A 20,682-nucleotide genomic window follows, 5' to 3' on the forward strand; every position below is an offset into this window, starting at 1 on the left:
ATTTGAATCTTTCATCTGAGGAGGCCCTATGAATTTAGGAAAACCGATTGCTAAAGGAAACACTGCAACCATGTATAAAGTTAATGGCAAAATGGTTAAGGTGTTTAATCAAAATTTGGATGCAACGTATGTTGAATATGAAGCGGCTAAGCAAAGAATCGTTTACCAGACAAGTCTCTTTGTACCTGAAGTGATCGAACTGACTAAGGTAGAAGGAAAACAAGCGATAATCATGGAATACATAGAAGGGAAAACACTCGGTGAGCTTTTTCAAGAGAATGGTGAACAGGTAAGAAGGTATCTTGAACAATCTATAGACGTTCAAAAGACAATTCACCAGATTACAAGCACTAAATCGTTAGAAAAAATGAGCGAAAAGTTAACAAGACAAATTCATGAGGCTTCTTTGCTAAGTACAGCTCAGAAAAAAGAGTGTCTCATGCTACTGAACTCTATTTTTGAAGGAGAGACACTTTGTCACGGAGATCTTCATTTGTTTAATCTAATACAAACCCCCACTAAAGAGATTGCTATTATCGATTGGATCGATGCTTCCATGGGTGATGCCTGTGCCGATGTATGCCGTTCGTATCTTTTGTACACACAGCATTCAGTAGAACTGGCTGAATTATACCTTGAGATTTATTGTGATCGTAGTGGAAAGACTAAAGAGGACATTCTTCAATGGTTACCAGTGATTGCAGCAGCACGACTGTCTGAACATGTCCAAACAGAGGATTCAAAGCGATTAGTGCAATATGTAGAATCAGCTTTTTCGTAAAAAGGAGAGCAAATCAATGTCGAACAGTGAATTAGGAATTACATTTATCTATCCAAATAATTGTGGGAATTCCCCTAAAACGGTGAAGTTAAAGGAACTTTATCAGTCATTAATTGCAGGCAATTTAGATTTATTAATAGAGAGTGTAGATGAAGAGGTTCTTTGGACTTTGATAGGTGATAGTCAGATAAAAGGGAAACAAAACCTCATTGATAAGGTTGATTCGTATTCATTGGAACAAATCGATTCTCTAGTTCTAAAGTCAATTATCACACACGGAAAGTTAGGATCAGTAAGTGGAAAGTTTACTTTAAAAGAAGACACGAGGGACGTTCATTTTTCAACGACTTTTCTTTTCAGTAGTGCCGGTTCAAAATCAAAAATAATTGAAATAGATACTTATATCATTAGAGGTAGTGTTTGATAATACTTTGGTTTCTTTTATAGTACCGGCAAAAGAAAAGTAGCTGGATGATTACATCAATCATCCAGCTACTTTTTTGGGTGTTCTTATATAAACAAATACGGCAAGAAGGAGTAAGAAGGAAGTCATCAGACTCGAACTAACAAATAAGAAAGGGTAGGGGAAAAAGTGCCGATCAAATGCGTAGTTAATGTAATCCAGATGTGAAACGTCACTTGGTGAAATCATCTTGTCAAATCGTTGTAAATCAAAACGGAGTTCCGTCCCTACATACCAAGTCATGATGAATGAAAAAGTTGCGAGCATCAAACCGAGTCCAATAGGTATTGAGAACTTGTAAAAAATAAGATACACCTCCATATACTACTTCACTTATTATAACGAAAGGTTTTATGCAATGTTTGTCGAATAGTGAGAATTAAGAAGAAAATACAAAATGAGGAGCAGAGTTAGTGAATCAATTTTAGGAAGGGTGTTGGTGAATGACACATGTTCTGTGCATTGGTGGGACTGGAATGCTACTTGAAACAACAGGTTGGCTAGATGAGAGTTTTGAACGCGTAAGTGCTATCGCTCGGGATCAATTGAAGGTTCGTGGATTAGTTGAAAATCATAAGTCCGGTTTTACTTTTTATAAGGTTAATTACCAAGATACTGAGAAACTTATTAATATACTAAAGCAAATACTTACAAGAGCTCCCATTGATTACGTCATTGCCTGGATCCATAGCGGAACAGCTCCGGAAGCACTTCCGACTGTTTTAAATGAAGTTGAACAAAACCAGCATAGCTCCTTTCGTCTGTTTCATGTCAAAGGAAGTGCGCATGCAATAAAAAAAGAAACAGTACTTGTCCCAGCAAACTGTTTGTATCGAGAAGTCATTTTGGGCTTCCAATATGACGGGACAAACTCAAGATGGCTGACTCATTCAGAAATTTCTAAAGGAGTGATTGCAGCCATTCAGGAGGATGCAGAATCAACAACCATTGGAGTCCTTTCTCCATGGGAAAAGCGACCATCATAAAGAAAAATCATCAAAGCATATGCTTTAATGATTTAAAAGTAATCCGAGAACCAAGGCTCGTTATTCGGAATGATTTGTTCTAAGAAGTGTATGGTTTCTTCTGAAGCAGAAAGACGCCCAACCTCTTTTAAATGAGAGGCTTTTTTGTAGTTCAATAACATCGTACATAACGTTTGAACATCCGTTTTGATAACATGCTCCTGTTGTGCATTAGATTCAGTTAACTTCTTTTCGTTGTTCCACTCAAATGAAAACGTTCCAGTATTCCATTCAAGAATCGGATCGGTTAATTCAAGGGTGAAGCCAGATTTAGGTTGATTCGTAAAAGGGAATTCTAATAAGAACTCACTAGCATCAACAATTCGCGCCATATAGTAAGGGGAAATCTTTTCTTCAATTTCACCATCCTCTAAAAAGAAGGATAGTGGTTCATTTTGAAAGATTTTTCCTTCTACATAATAAACCATTGAGAAGTGTGCACCAATAAAGTTCCATAAGCCTCTTCTTGCATCTTCATTATTAAAGATCATCTCACGTACATAAAATGTTTCATTCTCTACCTTGTAATACATATATCCAGTCGGTTCGTGATACTCGTTGTAATAGACACAAGCAGAGAGCTCCTCGCGTTCCCAACGGAAATGCTCATCCCAGGCTAACTCATTCCGAATCATTGCTGCATTTTCTTTTCGTGAGAACTGTTCATAAGCCTGTTTGATATCTGGATGATCCCACTTTACTCGTTCCATTCGTCCGGATACTTCATAAGGCTTTGGAATCTGTGTATCTCTTACTTTATACGTAATCACATCAGAGATGATTTCCCAGCCTTTTTTTCTGTAGTAAGGAATGGAGTAAGGAAATAGATAAGAGATGTGTTGTCCTGCAGCTCTCATATTTTGAAGACCTTGTTTCATTAAGTCATTCATTAGTCCAAGTCCGGCGTATTCAGGATACGTGCCAACTCCTGTCACTCCGCCCATCTTAAACGCTTTTCCATGAATATTAACGTCGAAGGGATAGACGACTAATTGTGAGACTAGCTTTTCTCCAGCAAACCATCCAAGACCATCACATTGCTCAAGTACAGGTTTTTTCCATTGCATCGGATGTTGGCCTTGAATTTGAGCAAGATCCTGATTTGTCACTTGAAAGACATAGGTTAACAATTCGGCAGATTGGTCCACGTGCTGAACATCTAATGATCGAATGTCCAATGAACGCTTTATCTCCTGCTTTGACATACATTTCACTGTCCTTTTTTATCCGTTTCATTTAATGTAACATAAAATGTAACAAAAATCCTTTTGAATGGTTGGAAGACGGGAATTACATTGTGATTAAGGTTAGCGAGATAAGAAGGAATCATAGAGATTTTGTCGAATGATTAAATTAGGAAAGATCTCTCAATAAATGAGGAGATGGGACATTCATGATTCTTAGATCAATGGCAGTAGCTTTTCTCATGAATGAAAATCAAGAGGTATTGTTTCTGAATAAAAAAGATGACGCTGCCTTTTTGCCAGGTTACTTAGTTCCAGTAGGTGGACATATAGAACCCGTTGAATTAAAGGAGCCGCTTATTAGTTGTTATCGTGAGATCGAAGAAGAAACAGGCTTACATAAGAACCAAATAGAAAACCTCCGATTAAAATACATCATTTATCGATTAAAAGGGTTTAATGACGTAAGAGTTCAGTATGTCTTCTTTGGAGAAGTTTTGAAACATTCAGCTCTCGTAAGTAGCGATGAGGGAAAAGTGCAATGGGTGCCTCTCCCAGACCTTGATAAAAACAGGTATCTGAGACTACAAGGGAGCTGATTGATCATTACATATCATACGAGCAGTCAGAATCTATTTACGTTGGATCTATGTGTAAAGAGAATGGTCATCCTAAAATGAATTGGAGCATTTTAGAAGACTGGGAACATTAACTCGATAAAAATAAAACGTTAAAAATAAAGGTGATCAAATGTCAGACGTAAAGCTCTATACATTATGTATTGTTCAAAATGAAAAAAAGGAAATTCTACTTATCAATCGTCCAGATAAGCTGGGCTTTCCAGGCTACATCGGGCCAGGTGGAAAAGTGGATTTTCCAGAAAGTTTAACCGAGGGAGCGATTCGAGAGGTATGGGAGGAAACAGGTCTACGTGTTCAGGATTTAGAATACAAAGGTCTTGAAGAGCACTCAGATCCAGATGAAGGCACACGGTACATGGTCTTTAATTATCTCGCAACGTCCTTTGAAGGTGAGTTGTTAGAGGATCCACCTGAAGGAGATTTGCACTGGGTTTCAATAGAAGAAGCCTTTAAGTTGCCTATGCAATGGTGGTTTAAAAGAAGGCTGGAATTGTTCTTTAAGCCCGGAACATTTGAAATTCATTCACTGTACAATGAAAAAGCGGATGAAGTGATGAAAGAAACGATTAAAGCTTTGTAAATGATGGAGGGACATAACATAAATGTTGCGATAATCCGCTACAGGAGAATCCCTCGCACCCACAAGAACGGCCTCAGCCCCTTTCGCGATAACACGAAAGGCGAATGATTCCGCAATCGAATCGTTCGCCTTTTCAAATTGATTTATAGTTATGTTACAGCCTCAAAGCCTATGAATGAGTCGATTCACCAGCATCCACATGAAGTACTTGAGCCGTAACAAGTCTTGAATCATCCGAGGCTAAGTATACATATGTTGGTGCAAGCTCAAACGGCTGACCGACTCGATCAAACAGGTTTCCACCATGTAGCGCGTTTTGATCAGCTGAAAAACTAGCCGGAATAAGAGGGGTCCATATTCTTCCTGGGGCTACGGCATTCACTCGAATTCGTTTATCGGCAAGATTCTTTGCGAGTGAACGAGTCCAGCCGACAATGGCTCCTTTTGTTGCGGTATAATCAATTAATTGTGGTTGTCCTGCGTACGTTACAACGGAGGCGGTCCCAATAATAGAACTACCTGCTTTTAGATGGGGGAGTGCTGCTCGTGTTGTATAAAAGTGAGAGTAAATATTTACTTTAAACGTGTCATCAAACTGCTCATCTGTTATATCCATCAAATCAAGCTGCTGAAATTGAATCCCTACATTATTCACCAATATGTCTAACTGGCCAAACTGCGCAACGGTGTCTTCAACCATTTTGGCGCAGTGCTCCTTGTCACGAACATCTCCGGGTAACAATAGACATTCCTGATTGAAGTACTCTATACGTTTCTTGGTCCGTTTGGCATCTTCTTCCTCATCTAAGTATGAAATGGCCACATTTGCTCCTTCTTTTGCAAAGGCAATCGCCGCTGCAGCACCAATTCCACTGTCCCCACCAGTGATAAGAGCAACCTTGCCTTTTAACTTACCACTTCCTACATAATTCGGATTTTCGATAATTGGTCTTGGAACCATCAACCCTTCAAGTCCTGGCTGCCGAAGTTGACGCTGCTCCGGGTTACTTAATGGCACATCTTCATAGCGAGTGATGGTTCCATACTGAGGGTAGATGGGATAAGGATCTGTTTGTTTATGTTCTTCAAACCATGCTTGCATCTTTTTAATATAATCGAGTTCTTCTGGTGTTGGTTGTTCAGGTGTATCTCTTTTGTCCATAGATAAGCCTCCTCCGCTTTTGCACTGCAATCAGCCTATGTAAGGGCGAATGTACCTGTGCATGATTTGATATGAGAAAGTGGACAGTCTCTTTTCTAGCTACAATCGAATAGGGTAAGAGAAAAGGGGGAGATTTATTGAATCCAGTTGTCATCTATCCAGAAATAACACTTCTAACGAGTGATCAATCAGATAAGAGCGTACGTATTCAATTTGCAGAGACGTCATTTATGTTACCGGAGATTGGACCAAGACCACCTTACTATACGAATCCTAAAATTGAGCCTGTGTATCCTGTGGTATAAGAGTGAAAGGAGGATGTCTGAATAAGATATTCTCCTTTTTTTGTGAATTCACTGAACATTCATGTTTTAAGAGGGAGAGAACGGGAAGAGGAGGAGAGATTCTATTTTATAGGAGGGTTTTATTTGTTCAAACGAATAGACAAGCTTCAGATTGATTTACCGAAACTGGATCAGCCGGACCCGGAATCAGCAGGGGTCGTACAAGAACTGTTAGGTGGAAGATTTGGTGAGATGTCGACGCTGAACAATTACATGTTTCAATCGTTTAACTTCAGAAGTAAGAAGAAACTAAGACCTTTCTATGAATTAATTGCAAGTATTACGGCAGAAGAGTTCGGCCATGTAGAGCTTGTATCTAATACGATCAATCTATGTCTAGATGGTTCTGTTGGTAATGGAAGTACAAATCCTGATGATACTCCACTTGGAGCAGCTCTTGGACTTGGAAATAAGTTTAACTTTGTACTAGGTGGCCAGAATGCAATTCCAGCGGATTCTACTGGAAAGCCGTGGACGGGCGATAATGTATTCTCAAGTGGAAACCTTGTGAACGATTTGCTACACAATTTTTATTTAGAATGTGGTGCAAGAACACATAAGATGCGTGTTTATCAAATGACGGAGAATGAGACTGCGAGAGAACTCGTTGGGTACTTACTTGTTAGAGGAAGCGTACATGCTGTTGCCTATGCAAGGGCACTTGAGGAAGTAACAGGGGTCAACATGATGAAGATGCTTCCTGTTCCCAATCTTGATAACAGTAAGTTTGACCATGCTAGAAAATATGAGGCACTGGGCGAGCATCGTAAGCTGTACCGCTTTAGTGACGATGATTATAAATTATTAGACCGAATTTGGACAGGTCCTACACCGATTGGTCCTGAGGGACAATTGGAAGTTGTAGATGGAACGCCAGAAGGTGCGGAAATTCCAGATTTGGATCAAGTACCGGAAGAATTTGCACCTGGATTTGATGCAGAGCAGTTTAGAGAATTATCAAAACGATTGCAGTATGAAGCTGGAATCAGGTAAGGGCTTACATTGTTTTTGTTAAAAAATAAAATCAAAAAGATTAAAAACACGAAACCCGGATGATTCTTAGACAAGGACATCCGGGTTTCGTGTTTTCTCTAATCAATAAAGATGAACAAATATTGATGTTAAAGAGTTTAACTGAAATTTACCATCAATTAGACTTTTTAAATGTTCGTGTTTAATAAGATCATAATTAGTTGTATAAAATCATTAGCTTGTTGGAAACTTTTTAAATGTAGCAATTAGTCTGAATTTCTTTTATACTGATTGGCGGACAAACTTACGAAGATTGTCGAATAGCATAAGATTAGGAGTTTTTTTGGTGTCTAATAAAGTTCCATTTTCATTTACAATCGTCATTGGGTTAATGTTATTTGCATTATTTTTCGGTGCAGGAAATTTGATCTTTCCAGCCATGCTTGGTCAATCAGCTGGTGAGTCTTTATGGGCGGCCAATGCAGGCTTTTTAGTAACAGGTGTAGGGTTACCACTATTGGGTGTTTTAGCGTTTGGCTTTTCCGGTAAGGAAGATCTTCAGGCTCTAGCCAGTCGAATTCATCCAACATTTGCGTTAGTCTTTACCACCATTCTTTACTTATCAATAGGACCGTTTTTTGCAATACCGAGAACTGGTGGTGTTTCATTTGAGGTTGGTGTCAAACCTTATTTGCCTGAGAGTATGGCAAGTGTAGGCTTAATCATTTTCACCCTTTTATTCTTTGCTTTAACATGTTTGATTTCTCTGAATCCAGAAAAAATTATTGATATAGTTGGAAAAATATTGACCCCAATTAAATTGCTTTTTATTGGGATCTTAGTTATTGTTGCAATCGTGAATCCACTTGGTAGCTTTCAAGCACCAGTAGGACCATATATCACGCAGCCATTTTTTAAAGGTTTCCAAGAAGGATATTTGACGATGGACACATTAGCTTCATTTGTGTTCGGAATTATGATTATTCAAGCAATCAAACAAAAAGGGGCAAGCACTAAGAAACAGATGATGGCTGTCTGTTTAAAAGCGGCAGGAATTGCTGCAGTCATCTTAATCGTACTTTATACTTCGTTTTCGTTTCTTGGCGCTTCAAGCGTAGAGAAAATTGGATATGCAGATAATGGAGGTACGGTTTTAGCGCAAGTCTCAGCGATTTATTTTGGTGAATATGGAGCAATCTTACTTGGATTGATGATTACTGTTGCTTGTTTAACAACAAGTGTTGGACTGATCACGTCATGCTCGACTTATTTTCATAAGCTATTCCCTTCTATTTCATATAAGAAATTTGCCGTAATCTTATCGGCTTTTAGTATGGTTGTAGCAAATGTGGGACTTACACAATTAATTGCTATTTCAGTTCCGGTGATGACTGTGATTTATCCGGTTGCTATTGTACTGATCTTTTTAACCTTCCTACATCCTTTATTTAAAGGAAGTCGATTGGTGTATCAAGGAACCATTTTATTCACATTAATTGTGAGCATATTTGACGGTTTAGAGCAGGCAGGATTATCTATCTCATTCGTCCACCGATTTTTTGAGAGCTTCCTTCCATTCTACAGTTTAGGCTTAGGGTGGATATTACCTGCTATCGTCGGTGGCCTTGTTGGCTATATAGTTAGCTTAATTGCAGGTGGACAAAAACAACTAGCTGAAAATTAAATTAGTCAATTGAAGAATCATTCTCAGTGTGGGATGATTCTTTTTTTTTATGCAGGAAATAGGTGATATTTACAGAATTCCAAAGAAGAGGGGAAGTGGAGTTAACATGCTGAGGCAACTTTATATAGAGGATGATGATCACGTTTTAACATTGTTTCATGGGAAGGAACTTGATTTTGGATTTTTATTAAATGAACTTTTAGCCAACAGGTATGGTGGTGAGAAGTTAAAGGTATATGGAGAGTTTGAGAAAGGCAATTTAGTTTCCATTCTAATCAATAATGGACTTAATGTCAGTTATTTCTCAAATGAAAATAGAGATGTGGATATTTACAATAAAATATTATCTGCAGCATCTTATACAAAAATATCCGGAGTACACGATATGATTGAACCATTTAAAAGCTCGCTCAAGATTAAAGAAGATGTGAGCAGTTATCTAGGTTTTATTCAGCATGTATTGGTTGATCCAAACTCCACAAATACACAAATACATACGCTTCAATCAGCAGAGGAGTGGAGTCAATTATATGATTTGTTAGCATCTACAACTGAGTTTTCTTCAGTTCTCCCAGCTAGTAAATCAACCTATATTTCACAGCAACTTCTTTTAATAAATGACACCACAACCAGAACATGTTCCCTGACACTTAATGGAGACATGGTTGCTACAGCATCAACGATCTCCGAATACAAAAAAAGTGCGATTATAACTGGGGTGTATACGAATCCTCTACATCGTGGGAGAGGATTCGCAAGGGAAGTATTGATTCAGCTCTGCTTAAGGCTGTTAAAAGAGGGAAAAGTTCCATATTTTTTTTACAACAACCCTAAAGCGCGATCCCTTTATAAAACGATAGGGATGGTTGAAGTATGTAAATGGAGAGTACTATATAAATAACCGAATAACAGCCATAGCGACTACACCTGTGAGCACAGTTAGAGATAAACTTTTTGTAGTGAGAGCAACAATAAGCGTAGGAATGATCGCCATTATTGCTGATGCATTGATATGAATAGCGCCAAATTCACTGTCTAGGAGTAGTTCATCCATTACCAATGCAGTTAATATACACACAGGAATGTAGGTAAGCCATCTTAAAAAAGGGTCTGGCAGTTGAAATTGTCGTACGAATACAAACGGAAGAACTCTAGGTAACAGTGTGAATATTGCACTTCCAATAAGAATCCAAAAAAAGTAAGCGCTCATGATGGTTCAGTCACCACCCCTATTGTAGCTGCAATGACAGTTGCTAAAAGAACGGCAATGTGAGAAGGAATCAACAAACTGAGTCCAATCATCAAAATGACTACACATAGAATAATCTTTACATAATGTCTGAACTTTGATTGTGTTACTGTGTTTAATTGAAGGATAAGAAGAGCTACAAACATGGCAGCTAGCGAAAAATCTAATCCGAGAGCTTCGGGGTTTGTAATCCACTGGCCGAACTTCGCTCCAATGATCGTCACTACTATCCAGCACAAATAGGCTGTAATATTTAATCCATTCATCCACTTATCTTGCAAAGAGTGCTCCTTGGCAGCTTTTGTTGATGCAACGCCAAACGTTTCATCAGTGATCAATGCACCAATCCCGATATTCTTTAATAATGAGTGTTTCCTGAAATGAGGGGCAAGTGTTAAACACAGAAGCAGATGCCTTAAATTAACAATAAAGGTTGTAAGGATAATAGCTGAAATCGGAGCTTGTGCAACAATAAGCGCACAGATGATAAATTGTGCAGCTCCTGCATAAACAAAAATAGACAAAAGGGCAAGTTGCCAAACACTTAAGCCTGAAGCCGTACCCACAATTCCAAATGCCAACCCGACACTCATGTAACCAAATAATGTAGGGACACAGTCTTTTACACCTTGAATATAAGAATTAGTCTCTACAGAATACATAGATGCTTTTTCGATAGCCATATGAACGTCCTTTCTAACAAAAATTCGTGTGAAGCTGAATGTCGTATAGTATAATGATCATAAAGGTTGAGATAACGACCGTTCTATATATCATACACAATGAACGTTATATTGTATAGATTGAAAGGAGAAAAAATGGAGGAAATCCAATTCATTCTTGCTAGAAACTTAAAGACCATTAGAGAGAAAGAAAAACTTAGTCTAGAAAAGCTTTCGCAATTAAGTGGAGTAAGTAAAACGATGATTGGTCAAATTGAACGTGGAGATTCAAGTCCAACCATTACAACCATCTGGAAAATTGCGAATGGACTCAAGGTATCCTTTTCTTCGTTAATTGATAACCCTCAGCCTGAAAGCAAAGTTATCCTTCGAGAGGACGTAAGAGTTGCAACGGAGGATGAAGGGAGATATCGTGTATTTCCGATTTTTCCTTTTCACGAGGAGAAGAGGTTTGAAGTATATCGACTTGAGATTGATGAAGGTGGGAAAAACGAATCAGTCGCTCACAAGGATGGGACCGAGGAATACATCACCGTTTATGAAGGCGAAACGACCATCACTGTAAATGAGAAAACCTATGTTTTACGGACAGGAGATTCGATTCGATTTAGGGCAGACCGACCTCATGCATATATAAATACGGGTGATGGAATGGCTAAGTTGAGTATGACGCTTTATTATACAAGTACTTAATAAGAAAAACTCTGCTAACGAGATGGCAGAGTTTTTCTCACTTTAATCAAAAATAAATGAAATAACACTTGCTCAACAATTCACAATATGATATTCTATAAACAGAAACACACAGGAGAGTATACAAATCCTTTTTTGTGAAATGCTGAACAATCATATGTGAATAATTTCACATGATTAAATAATTGGAGGAATGGAGAATGAGAGTACTTGTAATTGGATGCACACATGCTGGAACGGCAGCTGTTAAGAATATGAAAATGCTCCACCCAGATGCTGAGGTTATTGTTTATGAACGAAATGATAATGTTTCCTTCTTATCATGCGGGATTGCGCTTCATGTTGGTGGTGTTGTGAAACAAGCGGACGATCTTTTCTATTCTTCTCCGGAAGAGCTAAAAAAACTTGGAGTAACAATGAAGATGAAACATGAAGTATTAGATATCGATACAGATGCGAAAAAAGTACAGGTTCGAGATCTAGAATCAGATATGATCATGGAGGATTATTTTGATAAGCTGGTAATGGCAACAGGCTCATCTCCAATTATTCCACCCATTACCGGAGTTGGATTACAAAATATTCAGCTTGCAAAAAACTATCACCAAGCAAAAGAAATTATACAAAAAGCGGAGAAAGCGACAAACATTGCAGTCATTGGCGCTGGTTACATTGGTGTTGAACTAGTAGAGGCATTTGAGGCGTACGGCAAACATGTTACCTTTATCGAAGGAGCAGATCGAGTATTAAACAAATATTTGGATGCGGAATTTACCGAAATTGTTGAACAAGAACTAGATGAGCACGGAGTGAAGCTTGCTTTGAATGAGACGGTTGAACAATTTGTGGGAGATACAGAGGGACGAGTGCAAAAAGTCATTACATCAGAGGCCACATATGAAGCAGACCTTGTGTTATTATGTGTAGGCTTTAAGCCACAAACGGATTTACTAAAAGGGAAGCTAGATATGCTGGCTAATGGAGCCTTAATCGTTAATGATTATATGCAAACAAGTCACCCAGACATCTACGGAGCAGGAGATAGCTGTGCAGTATTTTATAATCCTGCAAAGACACATGCTTACATTCCACTCGCAACGAATGCAGTAAGAATGGGTACATTAGTAGCCCAAAATATAGCTGGCCCAAAGATTAAGTATCGTGGAACTCAAGGAACCTCAGGGTTAAAATTGTACGACTTAAACATGGCTTCAACAGGAATTACCGAAGCAAATGCTTTCTTTTTCGGATTAAATGTGAAAACAATCACAATAGATGAGGCTTATCGCCCTAACTTTATGCCAACGGCTGAGAATGTTAAATTAAAGCTTGTATATGAGGCAGAGAGCCTTCGTTTAGTAGGAGCTCAAATATTGTCTAAAGTAGACCTAACTCAAGCGATGAATACGTTATCTGCTTGTATACAGCAGAATATGACGATTGAGGATCTTGCCTTTGTTGATTTCTTCTTCCAACCACACTACAATCAACCATGGAATTACCTTAACAAAGCTGCGTTACAAGCGCTAGAGCAAGAAAGAGATGTAGCTGTTTTAGTATAATGATTTGGAAGCAAAGTTTCCTTTATGGAGCTTTGCTTTTTTTAATTGTTTTAAAGCATGACAAAAGGAATTAAAATCATATTTATGATAGGATTAAATTTGTCTCATACTAACTAGTGTGCTGATTGTTCTTAAGTGAAGGGTTGGATTGAAATGGATGTCATGTTTACGGTCTTATTGCTATTTTTTATTATTGGATTATCGAATGTTATTCAACGGTTTGTTCCGTCAGTCCCACTTCCTCTGGTGCAAATTGCTATTGGTGTAATCATCTCGATTAGTCCCTCAGGGTTACATATACCGCTAGAACCCGAATTATTTTTTGTTTTATTTATTGCACCATTATTATTTAACGATGGAAAAGTAACACCACGTGATGAACTCTGGAAGTTAAGAAGGCCCATTCTTCTATTAGCTCTTGGACTAGTGTTTGCCACAGTTATTGTTGGTGGAACATTTATTCACTTTTTGATTCCTTCTATCCCACTTCCGGCTGCTTTTGCCCTTGCAGCGATCTTATCACCAACAGATGTTGTAGCCGTTGGTTCCATTGCAAGTCGAATGCATATGCCTAAAGGGATTATGAGACTCCTCGAAGGCGAAGGGCTTATGAATGATGCGTCAGGGTTAGTTGCTTTTAAATTTGCCGTAGCAGCAACGGTGACAGGTTTCTTTTCGATTTATCAAGCTACTGGAAGCTTTCTTCTTATTTCAATCGGAGGCCTTGTCTCGGGAGCTGTGTTAGCGCTCTTCATTATTTGGATCAAAGTCTTATTACGTCGCTTTGGATTAGAGGATATTACAGTTCACATGCTCATCCAGATTATGACACCTTTTATTATTTATATTCTAGCTGAGGAGCTAGGTTTTTCAGGGATTTTAGCTGTTGTTGCAGCTGGTGTCATTCATGCCGTAGAAAGAGAGAGGTCTGAGTCACGTACGCTTGAACTTCAAAAGGTATCGGATAACACATGGTCCGTTATCTTATACATTTTAAATGGCCTTGTCTTTGTTCTTCTTGGACTTCAGGTTCCTGATGCGAGCCGTGTCATTATTGAGGATCCAAATTTAGCAAATGGACAAGTTTTAGGCTACATCTTTGCCATTACGCTTGTTCTGTTAGCATTACGTTTTATCTGGTTAACGGCATTCTGGAAAAAGATCAAACCGCTTCTTACGTTTAAAGAAAGTGACTTACCGAAATATCGTGCAATTGCCACACTTACCGTTTCAGGTGTTCGTGGTGCAGTCACGTTAGCTGGTGCATTCTCTATTCCTTTTGTGATTTCAGGTGGGGCGCCATTTCCGGAAAGAGATCTCATTATCTTTTTAGCTGCGGGTACCATTTTACTTACATTAATCATTGCAAGTGTTTTCCTGCCGATTCTCTCTAAACAAACAGCAGGAAATATGGTGGATCAAAAACAATTAAGCTTTGAGGATGCTGCAAACCGTGCATGGGAAGAAGGAAAAGCATACCTTCAAAAGCTCCGTACAAGTGAGAACCGTCTAGCAGTCCGCAGGTTATCTAAGGAATATTCGGTGACTTCGGGAGATATGATGTATGGCGGATTAGGAACTAGAGAATTTAGTCGTAATAAAAAAGAGCATCATATTCGCTTAAAAGCGTTCCAAATTGAGCGTAATTTGCTTGTAAAAGAGTTAAAGAAAAATGATGAGTTAAGTGATCCAGTTGTTGAGTATTTACAATTACGTTTGCAAATGGTTGAAGAACTACTCAGAAACAAATCAGGACTTTCTTTATTTGCGATTCGAATTAAAGGCTTGGCTCAGCGAGTATTTCCTGGAACGAAACGCAATAACTTGAGTCAAACAGATGGTAAACAGGTACGAGAAATTATGAGCGAAATCTATGCGGAAATCATATTCCAATTACAAAAAGGATTAAATTCTGATGATAGTTACGTCGCTACTTCAAGATTAATCCCGCTTTATGAGAAAGTGCTTATCCGAATGAGCGAAACGGACCTCGATCCCGTTTTAGAACATCAAGTATTGGATTTGCATTATCAAGTAATGGAAGAAATGCGCCGTTTCACACAAGAGCTGTTCCAAGAAAATAGTACGTCCAGAGAAACAACACAGCAGTTACGAAAATACTTGAATTATGTAGAAGCAGCTGTTGCTGAGAACGCACAAACTCCAGCCAATCATTAAAAATAGGCTTGTTTTTATATGAATCGGGAATAGTATAGATAGTTCTTGTGTAAAAGGAGTGTGTTCATAATGAAAGCTGTTGTTATTAATGAATATGGAAGTAAAGATAAACTCGTTGAGCAGAAAGTACAAAAACCTGTTCTCGAGAAGAATCAAGTGATTGTTGAGCTAAAAGCTACATCCATTAATCCGATTGACTGGAAGCTTAGAGAAGGGTATCTAAAAGGAATGTTTGATTGGGAATTTCCCATCATTTTAGGTTGGGATGCAGCAGGCGTTATTACAGAAGTTGGTGAACAGGTGACAAAGTGGAAGGTGGGAGACAAGGTCTTTGCCAGACCAGAAACGACACGGTTTGGCACATATGCTGAATACACTGCTGTGGATGAGCATTTACTTGCATCCATTCCTGATTCCATTTCGTATGAAGAGGCTGCTGCCGTTCCACTTGCAGGATTAACGGCATGGCAGGCGTTGTTTACTCATGGTTCATTGTCAGAAGGACAAACTGTTTTGATTCATGCTGGTGCAGGTGGTGTAGGAATCTACGCCATTCAATTAGCTAAACATGCTGGAGCGAAAGTGATTACGACAGCAAGCGAGAAGAATCATGAGCTTCTTTACTCATTAGGCGCCGATCAGGTCATTGATTACAAGAAAGAAAACTTTGAAGAAGTTGTTTCAAACGTAGATCTTGTTTTTGATACTATGGGCGGAGAAGTAGCTGAGAAAAGCTACAAAGTCCTTAAGCCAAACACGGGGAAACTCATCACAATTGTAGGAGAACCAGATCATGATGCAGCTTCTGCTCATCACGTAACAGCAAAAGGAATTTGGCTTCAGCCAGATGGTGAGCAGCTGCAAAAAATAGCAGATTTACTGAATGAGGAAAAAGTAAAATCCATTGTGGGCTCAACCTTCCCATTCAGCAGACAAGGTATATATGATGCGCACGCATTAAGTGAGACCCATCACGCTGTTGGCAAGATCGTGATTACGTTTTAAATAAGAAAAAGAGCTTGTTTCAAAACTAGAAATTAATGAAAAATGGCGAATGATTCAACGATCGAATCATTCGCCATTCGTATTAACAAAACAAGCGTAAGGAGAACCCGAGACTCCTGCGGAAAAATACGTGGTGAAGACACTGTAGCGGCGCTTTTTCCGCGGAAGGGGCTGAGGCCGTATCCGCGGAAAGCGAGGGATTCTCCTGTAGCGGATATTGTGCTATGTTCGTATTTTGCTAATTACATTAATGTTATATTCCGGGATCTTCTTTTTAATGTGCGAAAGATTCTTCGTGTTGTTTTGATCGTTTTTTATCATATGAGTTCCAGATACGAGAGATCGCAATAGTTAACACTAATGCTGCGGTTAAGCGAATGACAAGCAGTGGCCAAACGGGAATACCTAGAATCAAAAAGACTAATGTATCCTCTACGACTGCGTGACAAGCGACTAAAAAGATGAAGACAATATATAAGTCCTTTTTCTTCACTTTATCTTCTTTAACTGCATCAATCATCACACCAGCACCATAAGCAAGACCTATGGACAAACCTGACGCTAAGGTCACAGACGTATTCTTATCAACTCCGATTAGTTTAGTAAGCGGAGCAAGGCCATTCGCAATCAGCTTAAGCCAATTTTTCTCGCGCATGATTTGAACAACCAGCATAAGCGGTATCACGATTAGGGCAAGCTGTGCAATTCCAGTTACTCCAGCAAGCACACCTTCACCCAAGATCGCAAGCCATCCAGAAGGTTCTGGAGTTACGGGTGCTGCTGCTGAACCAAATCCATACACAGCCTGCTCACCTCCACCTTGCCAAACAAGGTTTATCACAAAAGCTGATACTAAGGCAAGCCCCACTCTGACAGCAATAATAATGGGAATTCGTAACCCGACCTTAGCAGCTACAGCCGATTCAACGAATAAGTTGTGAGAGAATGAAAGCATTATGGCTAAAATAAATACTTCTTTTACCGTTAAATCTAAACTAAGAATGGCACCGATCCCAGCATAGAGATTTAAGGCGTTCCCGACGACTAAAGGAATGGCAGCCTCACCAGTTAGTCCAATCATACCCATGAGTGGAGAGATAAAGGAAGCAATCCAATGAAGAACGGGTGTATAGCCAAGAATCGTAATGAATAAAGTGATTGGAAAAATTACTTTACTTAATGTCCAGGTCGTTGATAGGCCAGACATAAGTCCTCTTTTTATCATAAAAATCCTATCCTTCCGTACGTTAATCTACAAAATTCATTATACATGAAATGAGATGAATTAATCACAAAATAATCACTTTTCTTTATGGGACAAAACCAATTATAGTTAAGGTAGTACAAGTTGAAAGGGTGAGTCTGTATGTACGTTGTGATGAATGAACTACATGTTCCGAGTGAAAGAAAAGCGATGCTAACTGAGAGGTTTGGCAAGTCTGCAGAAAATATGAAGAATGTACCAGGGTGTTTAGAATTTCTTTTCTTAGATAATGAGAAGGAAGATGGAAAGCAAGTGGTCTTCACGAAATGGGAATCAAAAAACGACTATGAGAATTGGCTTGAAAGTGATGCTTTCAAACGAGCACATCAACAAAAAGGAAGTAGAGACAAGCCTGCTGCGCCATCAAATGAATTGCAAGCCTATACAGTTGCTCATTCAAGCCGTTCTGAAAATGAATCTTAAAAATGTATCCAGAAGCCATCATGCTTCTGGATTTTTACTTATATGCATGCTATAATAAATGGTTGTTACGATGATATGTAGTGATTGTTTAAATAGAATGTGTAAATGAGAACTGAAATGAGGGTATAAAATGATTAAACCATCCATCTATGGATTAACATTAGATCAGTTAACGGAGTGGTTACTAGAACACGGACATAAAAAATTCCGCGCGTCTCAAGTGTGGGATTGGTTATACAGAAAGCGTGTTACTCAATTTTCTGAGATGAATAATGTAAACAAAGAATGTATTGATGTACTTGAGGAAAACTTCTCTATCCAAACGCTTACAGAACACGTGCGTCAAGAATCAAAAGACGGTACAATCAAATTCTTATTCCGCTTACAGGACGGGAATTTAATTGAGACTGTTCTAATGAGACATAAGTATGGTTTGTCGGTATGTGTAACCACTCAAGTAGGCTGTAACATTGGTTGTAGCTTCTGTGCGAGTGGACTATTAACAAAAAACCGTGATTTAACGAGTGGTGAAATTGTTGAACAGATCATGAATGTACAGCTTCATCTTGACACTAAAGGACAGGATGAGCGTGTGAGTCATATCGTTGTTATGGGAATTGGAGAACCATTTGATAATTTCCAGAACACGGTGGACTTCCTTGAAGTTGTGAAAGATCATAAAGGACTTGCCATTGGCGCACGTCATATTACAGTTTCAACAAGTGGTCTTGCTAATAAAATTTATGAGTTTGCAGATCTTAAGCTTCAAGTAAACTTAGCCGTTTCACTTCATGCGCCGAACAATGAGCTTCGCACAAAAATCATGAAGATTAATAAAGCATTCCCAATTGAGAAATTGATGGATTCCATCGATTACTATTTAGAAAAAACAAACCGTCGTGTCACATACGAATATATTTTAATTCGTGATGTAAACGACCATAAAGCTGAGGCACTGCAATTAGCAGAGTTAATCGGTGACAAACGTCATCTTTCTTATGTAAATTTGATTCCTTACAATCCGGTAGATGAGCACGGAGATTACCAACGTAGCACACCTGAAGCGATCTCTGAGTTCTTTGATACGTTAAAGAAAAAGGGGATTAACTGTGGTGTTCGTCTTGAACAAGGGGCAGATATTGACGCAGCATGTGGTCAGTTAAGAAGTAAGCAAGAGAAGAAAAAAGAAAAAGTAAAATAAGATTAAAAAAGCGCCGTCCAATCAAGGATGGCGCTTTTTGTATTAATGTACACCTTGCATAAATTTACGAATAAATGGAGTAAGAAGATAGAGGATAATACCAAGCACAATCGCTAGGCCGCCAATAACTCCAAAATAAACAACTTCAGTTTCAACACGATAGAATTGAACAATTTGAGCGTTTACTGCTTGTCCTGCGGCATTTGATAAGAACCAAAGGCTCATTGTTTGAGCAGAGAAAGCAGCTGGAGCAAGCTTTGTTGTTGCAGATAGTCCTACAGGTGATAGGCATAGCTCACCTAATACTACGATAAAGTAACTAAGCACAAGCCAAAGAGGACTTACAAGACCTGTTCCACCGGATAAATAGGCTGGTACAAGCATAACAAGGAAAGATAGTCCCGCAAATAACAAGCCGAAAGAAAACTTTCTTGGAATAGACGGCTGTTTTGCCCCTAGCTTAACCCATAACCAAGCAAACACCGGTGCAAGTAAAATAACAAAGAGTGGATTTAATGATTGAAACAAAGCAGGTGAAAGATTAATACCAGCAATACTTAACTCTGTTCTTTTGTCTGCATAGCTTGCAAGAATGGTTGATCCTTGCTCTTGAATCGCCCAGAACATCACAGCTGCAAGGAATAATGGAATGTATGCGAGAATTCTTGATTTCTCTGTTGCTGATGTTTTATTGCTACGATACATCACGACAAAATAAATAGTCGGAATGACAAATCCGAGGATGCCAATAAGTCCAATGAATACAGGTAGTGTAAGAACATTCGTATAGAGACCAAATGCTACGAAAAGTGCAATAATTATAGCAGCTGATGTGAACATAATACTAAGGCGCTTCTTCTCTGTAGCATTTAACGGATTAAGCGGGTACGTCCCGGCAAGTCCAAGATTCTTTTTGCGAGTCAGTAAAAATGTAAGAAGACCTATAAACATCCCAATAGCCGCTAATGAAAACCCTAGATGAAAATCTATTTCTGTGCCTACGGACCCAACAATTAGAGGTGAAATGAGCCCACCAAGATTAATTCCCATATAAAAAATACTAAATCCAGCATCTCGTCGGTTATCTTCTTCACTATATAGATCTCCTACCACACAGGATACGTTTGGTTTCAGTAGTCCAGTGCCAAGAACAATTAGTACCATAGAAGTAAAGAATAATGGTACATTACCTGGTATGGCCAGTACGATATGTCCTAGCATAATAAAGACGCCGCCATAAAAAACGGCTTTTGACGTACCGAAAACTCGATCAGCTAGCCAACCTCCAATGATTCCTGACATATAAACAAGTGATCCATAAATAGACATAATGGCGAGTGCTAGATTTTCAGGTAAACCTAAGCCGCCTTTGGATACTTCATAATACATGTAAAATAAAAGAATAGCTCTCATTCCGTAATAAGAGAACCGTTCCCAAAATTCTGTGAAGAACAAGGTAAATAATCCTTTAGGATGACCAAAAAAACCTTTTTGAGGAACACTTGCTATCACTTTTTGTTTATCAAGATGTGACATGATATACACTCCTTTAGTATCTTGAAATAATACTCCTTTTACGAGTTGTTTG

General features: G+C 38.7%; 21 protein-coding genes. 15 read left to right on the forward strand and 6 right to left on the reverse strand.

What is annotated here, in order from left to right:
* The first annotated feature begins 28 nt into the window (after window positions 1-28).
* From JNO66_RS02295 to JNO66_RS02305, 3 genes are all read left to right on the forward strand, one after another.
* A complete protein-coding gene (locus tag JNO66_RS02295; protein ID WP_203086577.1) occupies window positions 29-781 on the forward strand; it encodes a phosphotransferase family protein in 753 nt (250 codons plus the stop codon).
* Window positions 782-797: 16 nt separating this feature from the next.
* Window positions 798-1,205, forward strand: a complete 408-nt coding sequence (locus JNO66_RS02300; protein ID WP_203086578.1) for a ketosteroid isomerase family protein — start codon at window positions 798-800, stop codon at window positions 1,203-1,205.
* 482 nt (window positions 1,206-1,687) lie between these two features.
* Entirely contained in the window at window positions 1,688-2,230 is a 543-nt protein-coding gene (locus tag JNO66_RS02305) for a Rossmann-fold NAD(P)-binding domain-containing protein (RefSeq protein ID WP_203086579.1), read from the forward strand.
* Between the two features lie 32 nt (window positions 2,231-2,262).
* On the opposite strand, the gene JNO66_RS02310 is transcribed toward JNO66_RS02305, so the two are convergent.
* Window positions 2,263-3,474 carry a GNAT family N-acetyltransferase gene (locus tag JNO66_RS02310; RefSeq protein WP_203086580.1) on the reverse strand — a complete coding sequence of 404 codons (1,212 nt, stop codon included), beginning with the start codon at window positions 3,472-3,474 and terminating at the stop codon, window positions 2,263-2,265.
* A 188-nt stretch (window positions 3,475-3,662) separates the two neighbouring features.
* On the opposite strand from JNO66_RS02310, the gene JNO66_RS02315 reads away from it, so the two are divergent.
* Together JNO66_RS02315 and JNO66_RS02320 are read left to right on the forward strand one after the other, a co-directional pair.
* A complete protein-coding gene (locus JNO66_RS02315; protein ID WP_203086581.1) occupies window positions 3,663-4,052 on the forward strand; it encodes an NUDIX domain-containing protein in 390 nt (129 codons plus the stop codon).
* 151 nt (window positions 4,053-4,203) lie between these two features.
* Complete coding sequence (locus JNO66_RS02320) at window positions 4,204-4,674, forward strand: 8-oxo-dGTP diphosphatase (protein ID WP_203086582.1); 471 nt, start codon at window positions 4,204-4,206, stop codon at window positions 4,672-4,674.
* A 169-nt stretch (window positions 4,675-4,843) separates the two neighbouring features.
* Here the strand turns inward: JNO66_RS02320 and JNO66_RS02325 are convergent, their stop codons facing one another.
* Entirely contained in the window at window positions 4,844-5,836 is a 993-nt protein-coding gene (locus JNO66_RS02325; protein ID WP_203086583.1) for an SDR family oxidoreductase, read from the reverse strand.
* Between the two features lie 137 nt (window positions 5,837-5,973).
* Here JNO66_RS02325 and JNO66_RS02330 point away from each other — a divergent pair, with 137 nt between their 5' ends.
* From JNO66_RS02330 to JNO66_RS02345, 4 genes are all read left to right on the forward strand, one after another.
* On the forward strand, window positions 5,974-6,141 hold the full coding sequence (locus tag JNO66_RS02330) for a hypothetical protein (protein ID WP_203087537.1): 168 nt from the start codon (window positions 5,974-5,976) through the stop codon (window positions 6,139-6,141).
* A gap of 123 nt (window positions 6,142-6,264) precedes the next feature.
* Entirely contained in the window at window positions 6,265-7,173 is a 909-nt protein-coding gene (locus tag JNO66_RS02335; RefSeq protein ID WP_203086584.1) for a manganese catalase family protein, read from the forward strand.
* A 325-nt stretch (window positions 7,174-7,498) separates the two neighbouring features.
* On the forward strand, window positions 7,499-8,836 hold the full coding sequence (brnQ, locus tag JNO66_RS02340; RefSeq protein ID WP_203086585.1) for a branched-chain amino acid transport system II carrier protein: 1,338 nt from the start codon (window positions 7,499-7,501) through the stop codon (window positions 8,834-8,836).
* A 49-nt stretch (window positions 8,837-8,885) separates the two neighbouring features.
* Window positions 8,886-9,737 carry a GNAT family N-acetyltransferase gene (locus JNO66_RS02345; RefSeq protein WP_203086586.1) on the forward strand — a complete coding sequence of 284 codons (852 nt, stop codon included), beginning with the start codon at window positions 8,886-8,888 and terminating at the stop codon, window positions 9,735-9,737.
* Here the strand turns inward: JNO66_RS02345 and JNO66_RS02350 are convergent.
* Both JNO66_RS02350 and JNO66_RS02355 read right to left on the reverse strand, forming a co-directional pair.
* Window positions 9,726-10,046 carry an AzlD domain-containing protein gene (locus JNO66_RS02350; protein ID WP_203086587.1) on the reverse strand — a complete coding sequence of 107 codons (321 nt, stop codon included), beginning with the start codon at window positions 10,044-10,046 and terminating at the stop codon, window positions 9,726-9,728. The two genes, JNO66_RS02345 and JNO66_RS02350, sit on opposite strands and share 12 nt — an antisense overlap.
* Entirely contained in the window at window positions 10,043-10,768 is a 726-nt protein-coding gene (locus JNO66_RS02355) for an AzlC family ABC transporter permease (protein WP_203086588.1), read from the reverse strand. The genes JNO66_RS02350 and JNO66_RS02355 overlap by 4 nt, the downstream gene beginning before the upstream one ends.
* Before the next feature lie 135 nt (window positions 10,769-10,903).
* On the opposite strand from JNO66_RS02355, the gene JNO66_RS02360 reads away from it, so the two are divergent.
* From JNO66_RS02360 to JNO66_RS02375, 4 genes are all read left to right on the forward strand, one after another.
* A complete protein-coding gene (locus tag JNO66_RS02360) occupies window positions 10,904-11,461 on the forward strand; it encodes a helix-turn-helix domain-containing protein (protein WP_203086589.1) in 558 nt (185 codons plus the stop codon).
* A 200-nt stretch (window positions 11,462-11,661) separates the two neighbouring features.
* A complete protein-coding gene (locus JNO66_RS02365) occupies window positions 11,662-13,023 on the forward strand; it encodes an FAD-dependent oxidoreductase (RefSeq protein WP_203086590.1) in 1,362 nt (453 codons plus the stop codon).
* 135 nt (window positions 13,024-13,158) lie between these two features.
* A complete protein-coding gene (locus JNO66_RS02370; protein WP_273753141.1) occupies window positions 13,159-15,201 on the forward strand; it encodes a Na+/H+ antiporter in 2,043 nt (680 codons plus the stop codon).
* A gap of 69 nt (window positions 15,202-15,270) precedes the next feature.
* Window positions 15,271-16,206, forward strand: a complete 936-nt coding sequence (locus tag JNO66_RS02375; RefSeq protein ID WP_203086592.1) for an NADP-dependent oxidoreductase — start codon at window positions 15,271-15,273, stop codon at window positions 16,204-16,206.
* Window positions 16,207-16,480: 274 nt separating this feature from the next.
* Here the strand turns inward: JNO66_RS02375 and JNO66_RS02380 are convergent, their stop codons facing one another.
* On the reverse strand, window positions 16,481-17,431 hold the full coding sequence (locus tag JNO66_RS02380; protein ID WP_203086593.1) for a nucleoside recognition domain-containing protein: 951 nt from the start codon (window positions 17,429-17,431) through the stop codon (window positions 16,481-16,483).
* A gap of 153 nt (window positions 17,432-17,584) precedes the next feature.
* Between JNO66_RS02380 and JNO66_RS02385 the strand changes: the two genes are divergently transcribed.
* Window positions 17,585-17,893: an antibiotic biosynthesis monooxygenase family protein gene (locus tag JNO66_RS02385; RefSeq protein WP_308807424.1), complete on the forward strand. Its 309-nt coding sequence runs from the start codon at window positions 17,585-17,587 to the stop codon at window positions 17,891-17,893.
* Window positions 17,894-18,023: 130 nt separating this feature from the next.
* Complete coding sequence (gene rlmN / locus JNO66_RS02390; protein ID WP_203086595.1) at window positions 18,024-19,094, forward strand: dual-specificity RNA methyltransferase RlmN; 1,071 nt, start codon at window positions 18,024-18,026, stop codon at window positions 19,092-19,094.
* Between the two features lie 42 nt (window positions 19,095-19,136).
* Here the strand turns inward: rlmN and JNO66_RS02395 are convergent, their stop codons facing one another.
* Complete coding sequence (locus tag JNO66_RS02395; protein WP_203086596.1) at window positions 19,137-20,630, reverse strand: peptide MFS transporter; 1,494 nt, start codon at window positions 20,628-20,630, stop codon at window positions 19,137-19,139.
* Window positions 20,631-20,682 lie beyond the last annotated feature (52 nt).

It is taken from the genome of Alkalicoccobacillus gibsonii, assembly GCF_016798245.1.
GTDB lineage: Bacteria > Bacillota > Bacilli > Bacillales > Bacillaceae_D > Alkalicoccobacillus > Alkalicoccobacillus gibsonii.

Excerpts from the sequence above, each read along its gene's own strand:
- JNO66_RS02295 (WP_203086577.1), top strand. The coding sequence starts at position 29 with ATGAATTTAGGAAAACCGATTGCTAAAGGAAACACTGCAACCATGTAT.
- JNO66_RS02300 (WP_203086578.1), top strand. The coding sequence starts at position 798 with ATGTCGAACAGTGAATTAGGAATTACATTTATCTATCCAAATAATTGT.
- JNO66_RS02305 (WP_203086579.1), top strand. The coding sequence starts at position 1,688 with ATGACACATGTTCTGTGCATTGGTGGGACTGGAATGCTACTTGAAACA.
- JNO66_RS02310 (WP_203086580.1), bottom strand. The coding sequence starts at position 3,474 with ATGTCAAAGCAGGAGATAAAGCGTTCATTGGACATTCGATCATTAGAT.
- JNO66_RS02315 (WP_203086581.1), top strand. The coding sequence starts at position 3,663 with ATGATTCTTAGATCAATGGCAGTAGCTTTTCTCATGAATGAAAATCAA.
- JNO66_RS02320 (WP_203086582.1), top strand. The coding sequence starts at position 4,204 with ATGTCAGACGTAAAGCTCTATACATTATGTATTGTTCAAAATGAAAAA.
- JNO66_RS02325 (WP_203086583.1), bottom strand. The coding sequence starts at position 5,836 with ATGGACAAAAGAGATACACCTGAACAACCAACACCAGAAGAACTCGAT.
- JNO66_RS02345 (WP_203086586.1), top strand. The coding sequence starts at position 8,886 with ATGCAGGAAATAGGTGATATTTACAGAATTCCAAAGAAGAGGGGAAGT.
- JNO66_RS02350 (WP_203086587.1), bottom strand. The coding sequence starts at position 10,046 with ATGAGCGCTTACTTTTTTTGGATTCTTATTGGAAGTGCAATATTCACA.
- JNO66_RS02355 (WP_203086588.1), bottom strand. The coding sequence starts at position 10,768 with ATGGCTATCGAAAAAGCATCTATGTATTCTGTAGAGACTAATTCTTAT.
- JNO66_RS02360 (WP_203086589.1), top strand. The coding sequence starts at position 10,904 with ATGGAGGAAATCCAATTCATTCTTGCTAGAAACTTAAAGACCATTAGA.
- JNO66_RS02365 (WP_203086590.1), top strand. The coding sequence starts at position 11,662 with ATGAGAGTACTTGTAATTGGATGCACACATGCTGGAACGGCAGCTGTT.
- JNO66_RS02375 (WP_203086592.1), top strand. The coding sequence starts at position 15,271 with ATGAAAGCTGTTGTTATTAATGAATATGGAAGTAAAGATAAACTCGTT.
- JNO66_RS02380 (WP_203086593.1), bottom strand. The coding sequence starts at position 17,431 with ATGATAAAAAGAGGACTTATGTCTGGCCTATCAACGACCTGGACATTA.
- JNO66_RS02385 (WP_308807424.1), top strand. The coding sequence starts at position 17,585 with ATGAATGAACTACATGTTCCGAGTGAAAGAAAAGCGATGCTAACTGAG.
- rlmN (WP_203086595.1), top strand. The coding sequence starts at position 18,024 with ATGATTAAACCATCCATCTATGGATTAACATTAGATCAGTTAACGGAG.
- JNO66_RS02395 (WP_203086596.1), bottom strand. The coding sequence starts at position 20,630 with ATGTCACATCTTGATAAACAAAAAGTGATAGCAAGTGTTCCTCAAAAA.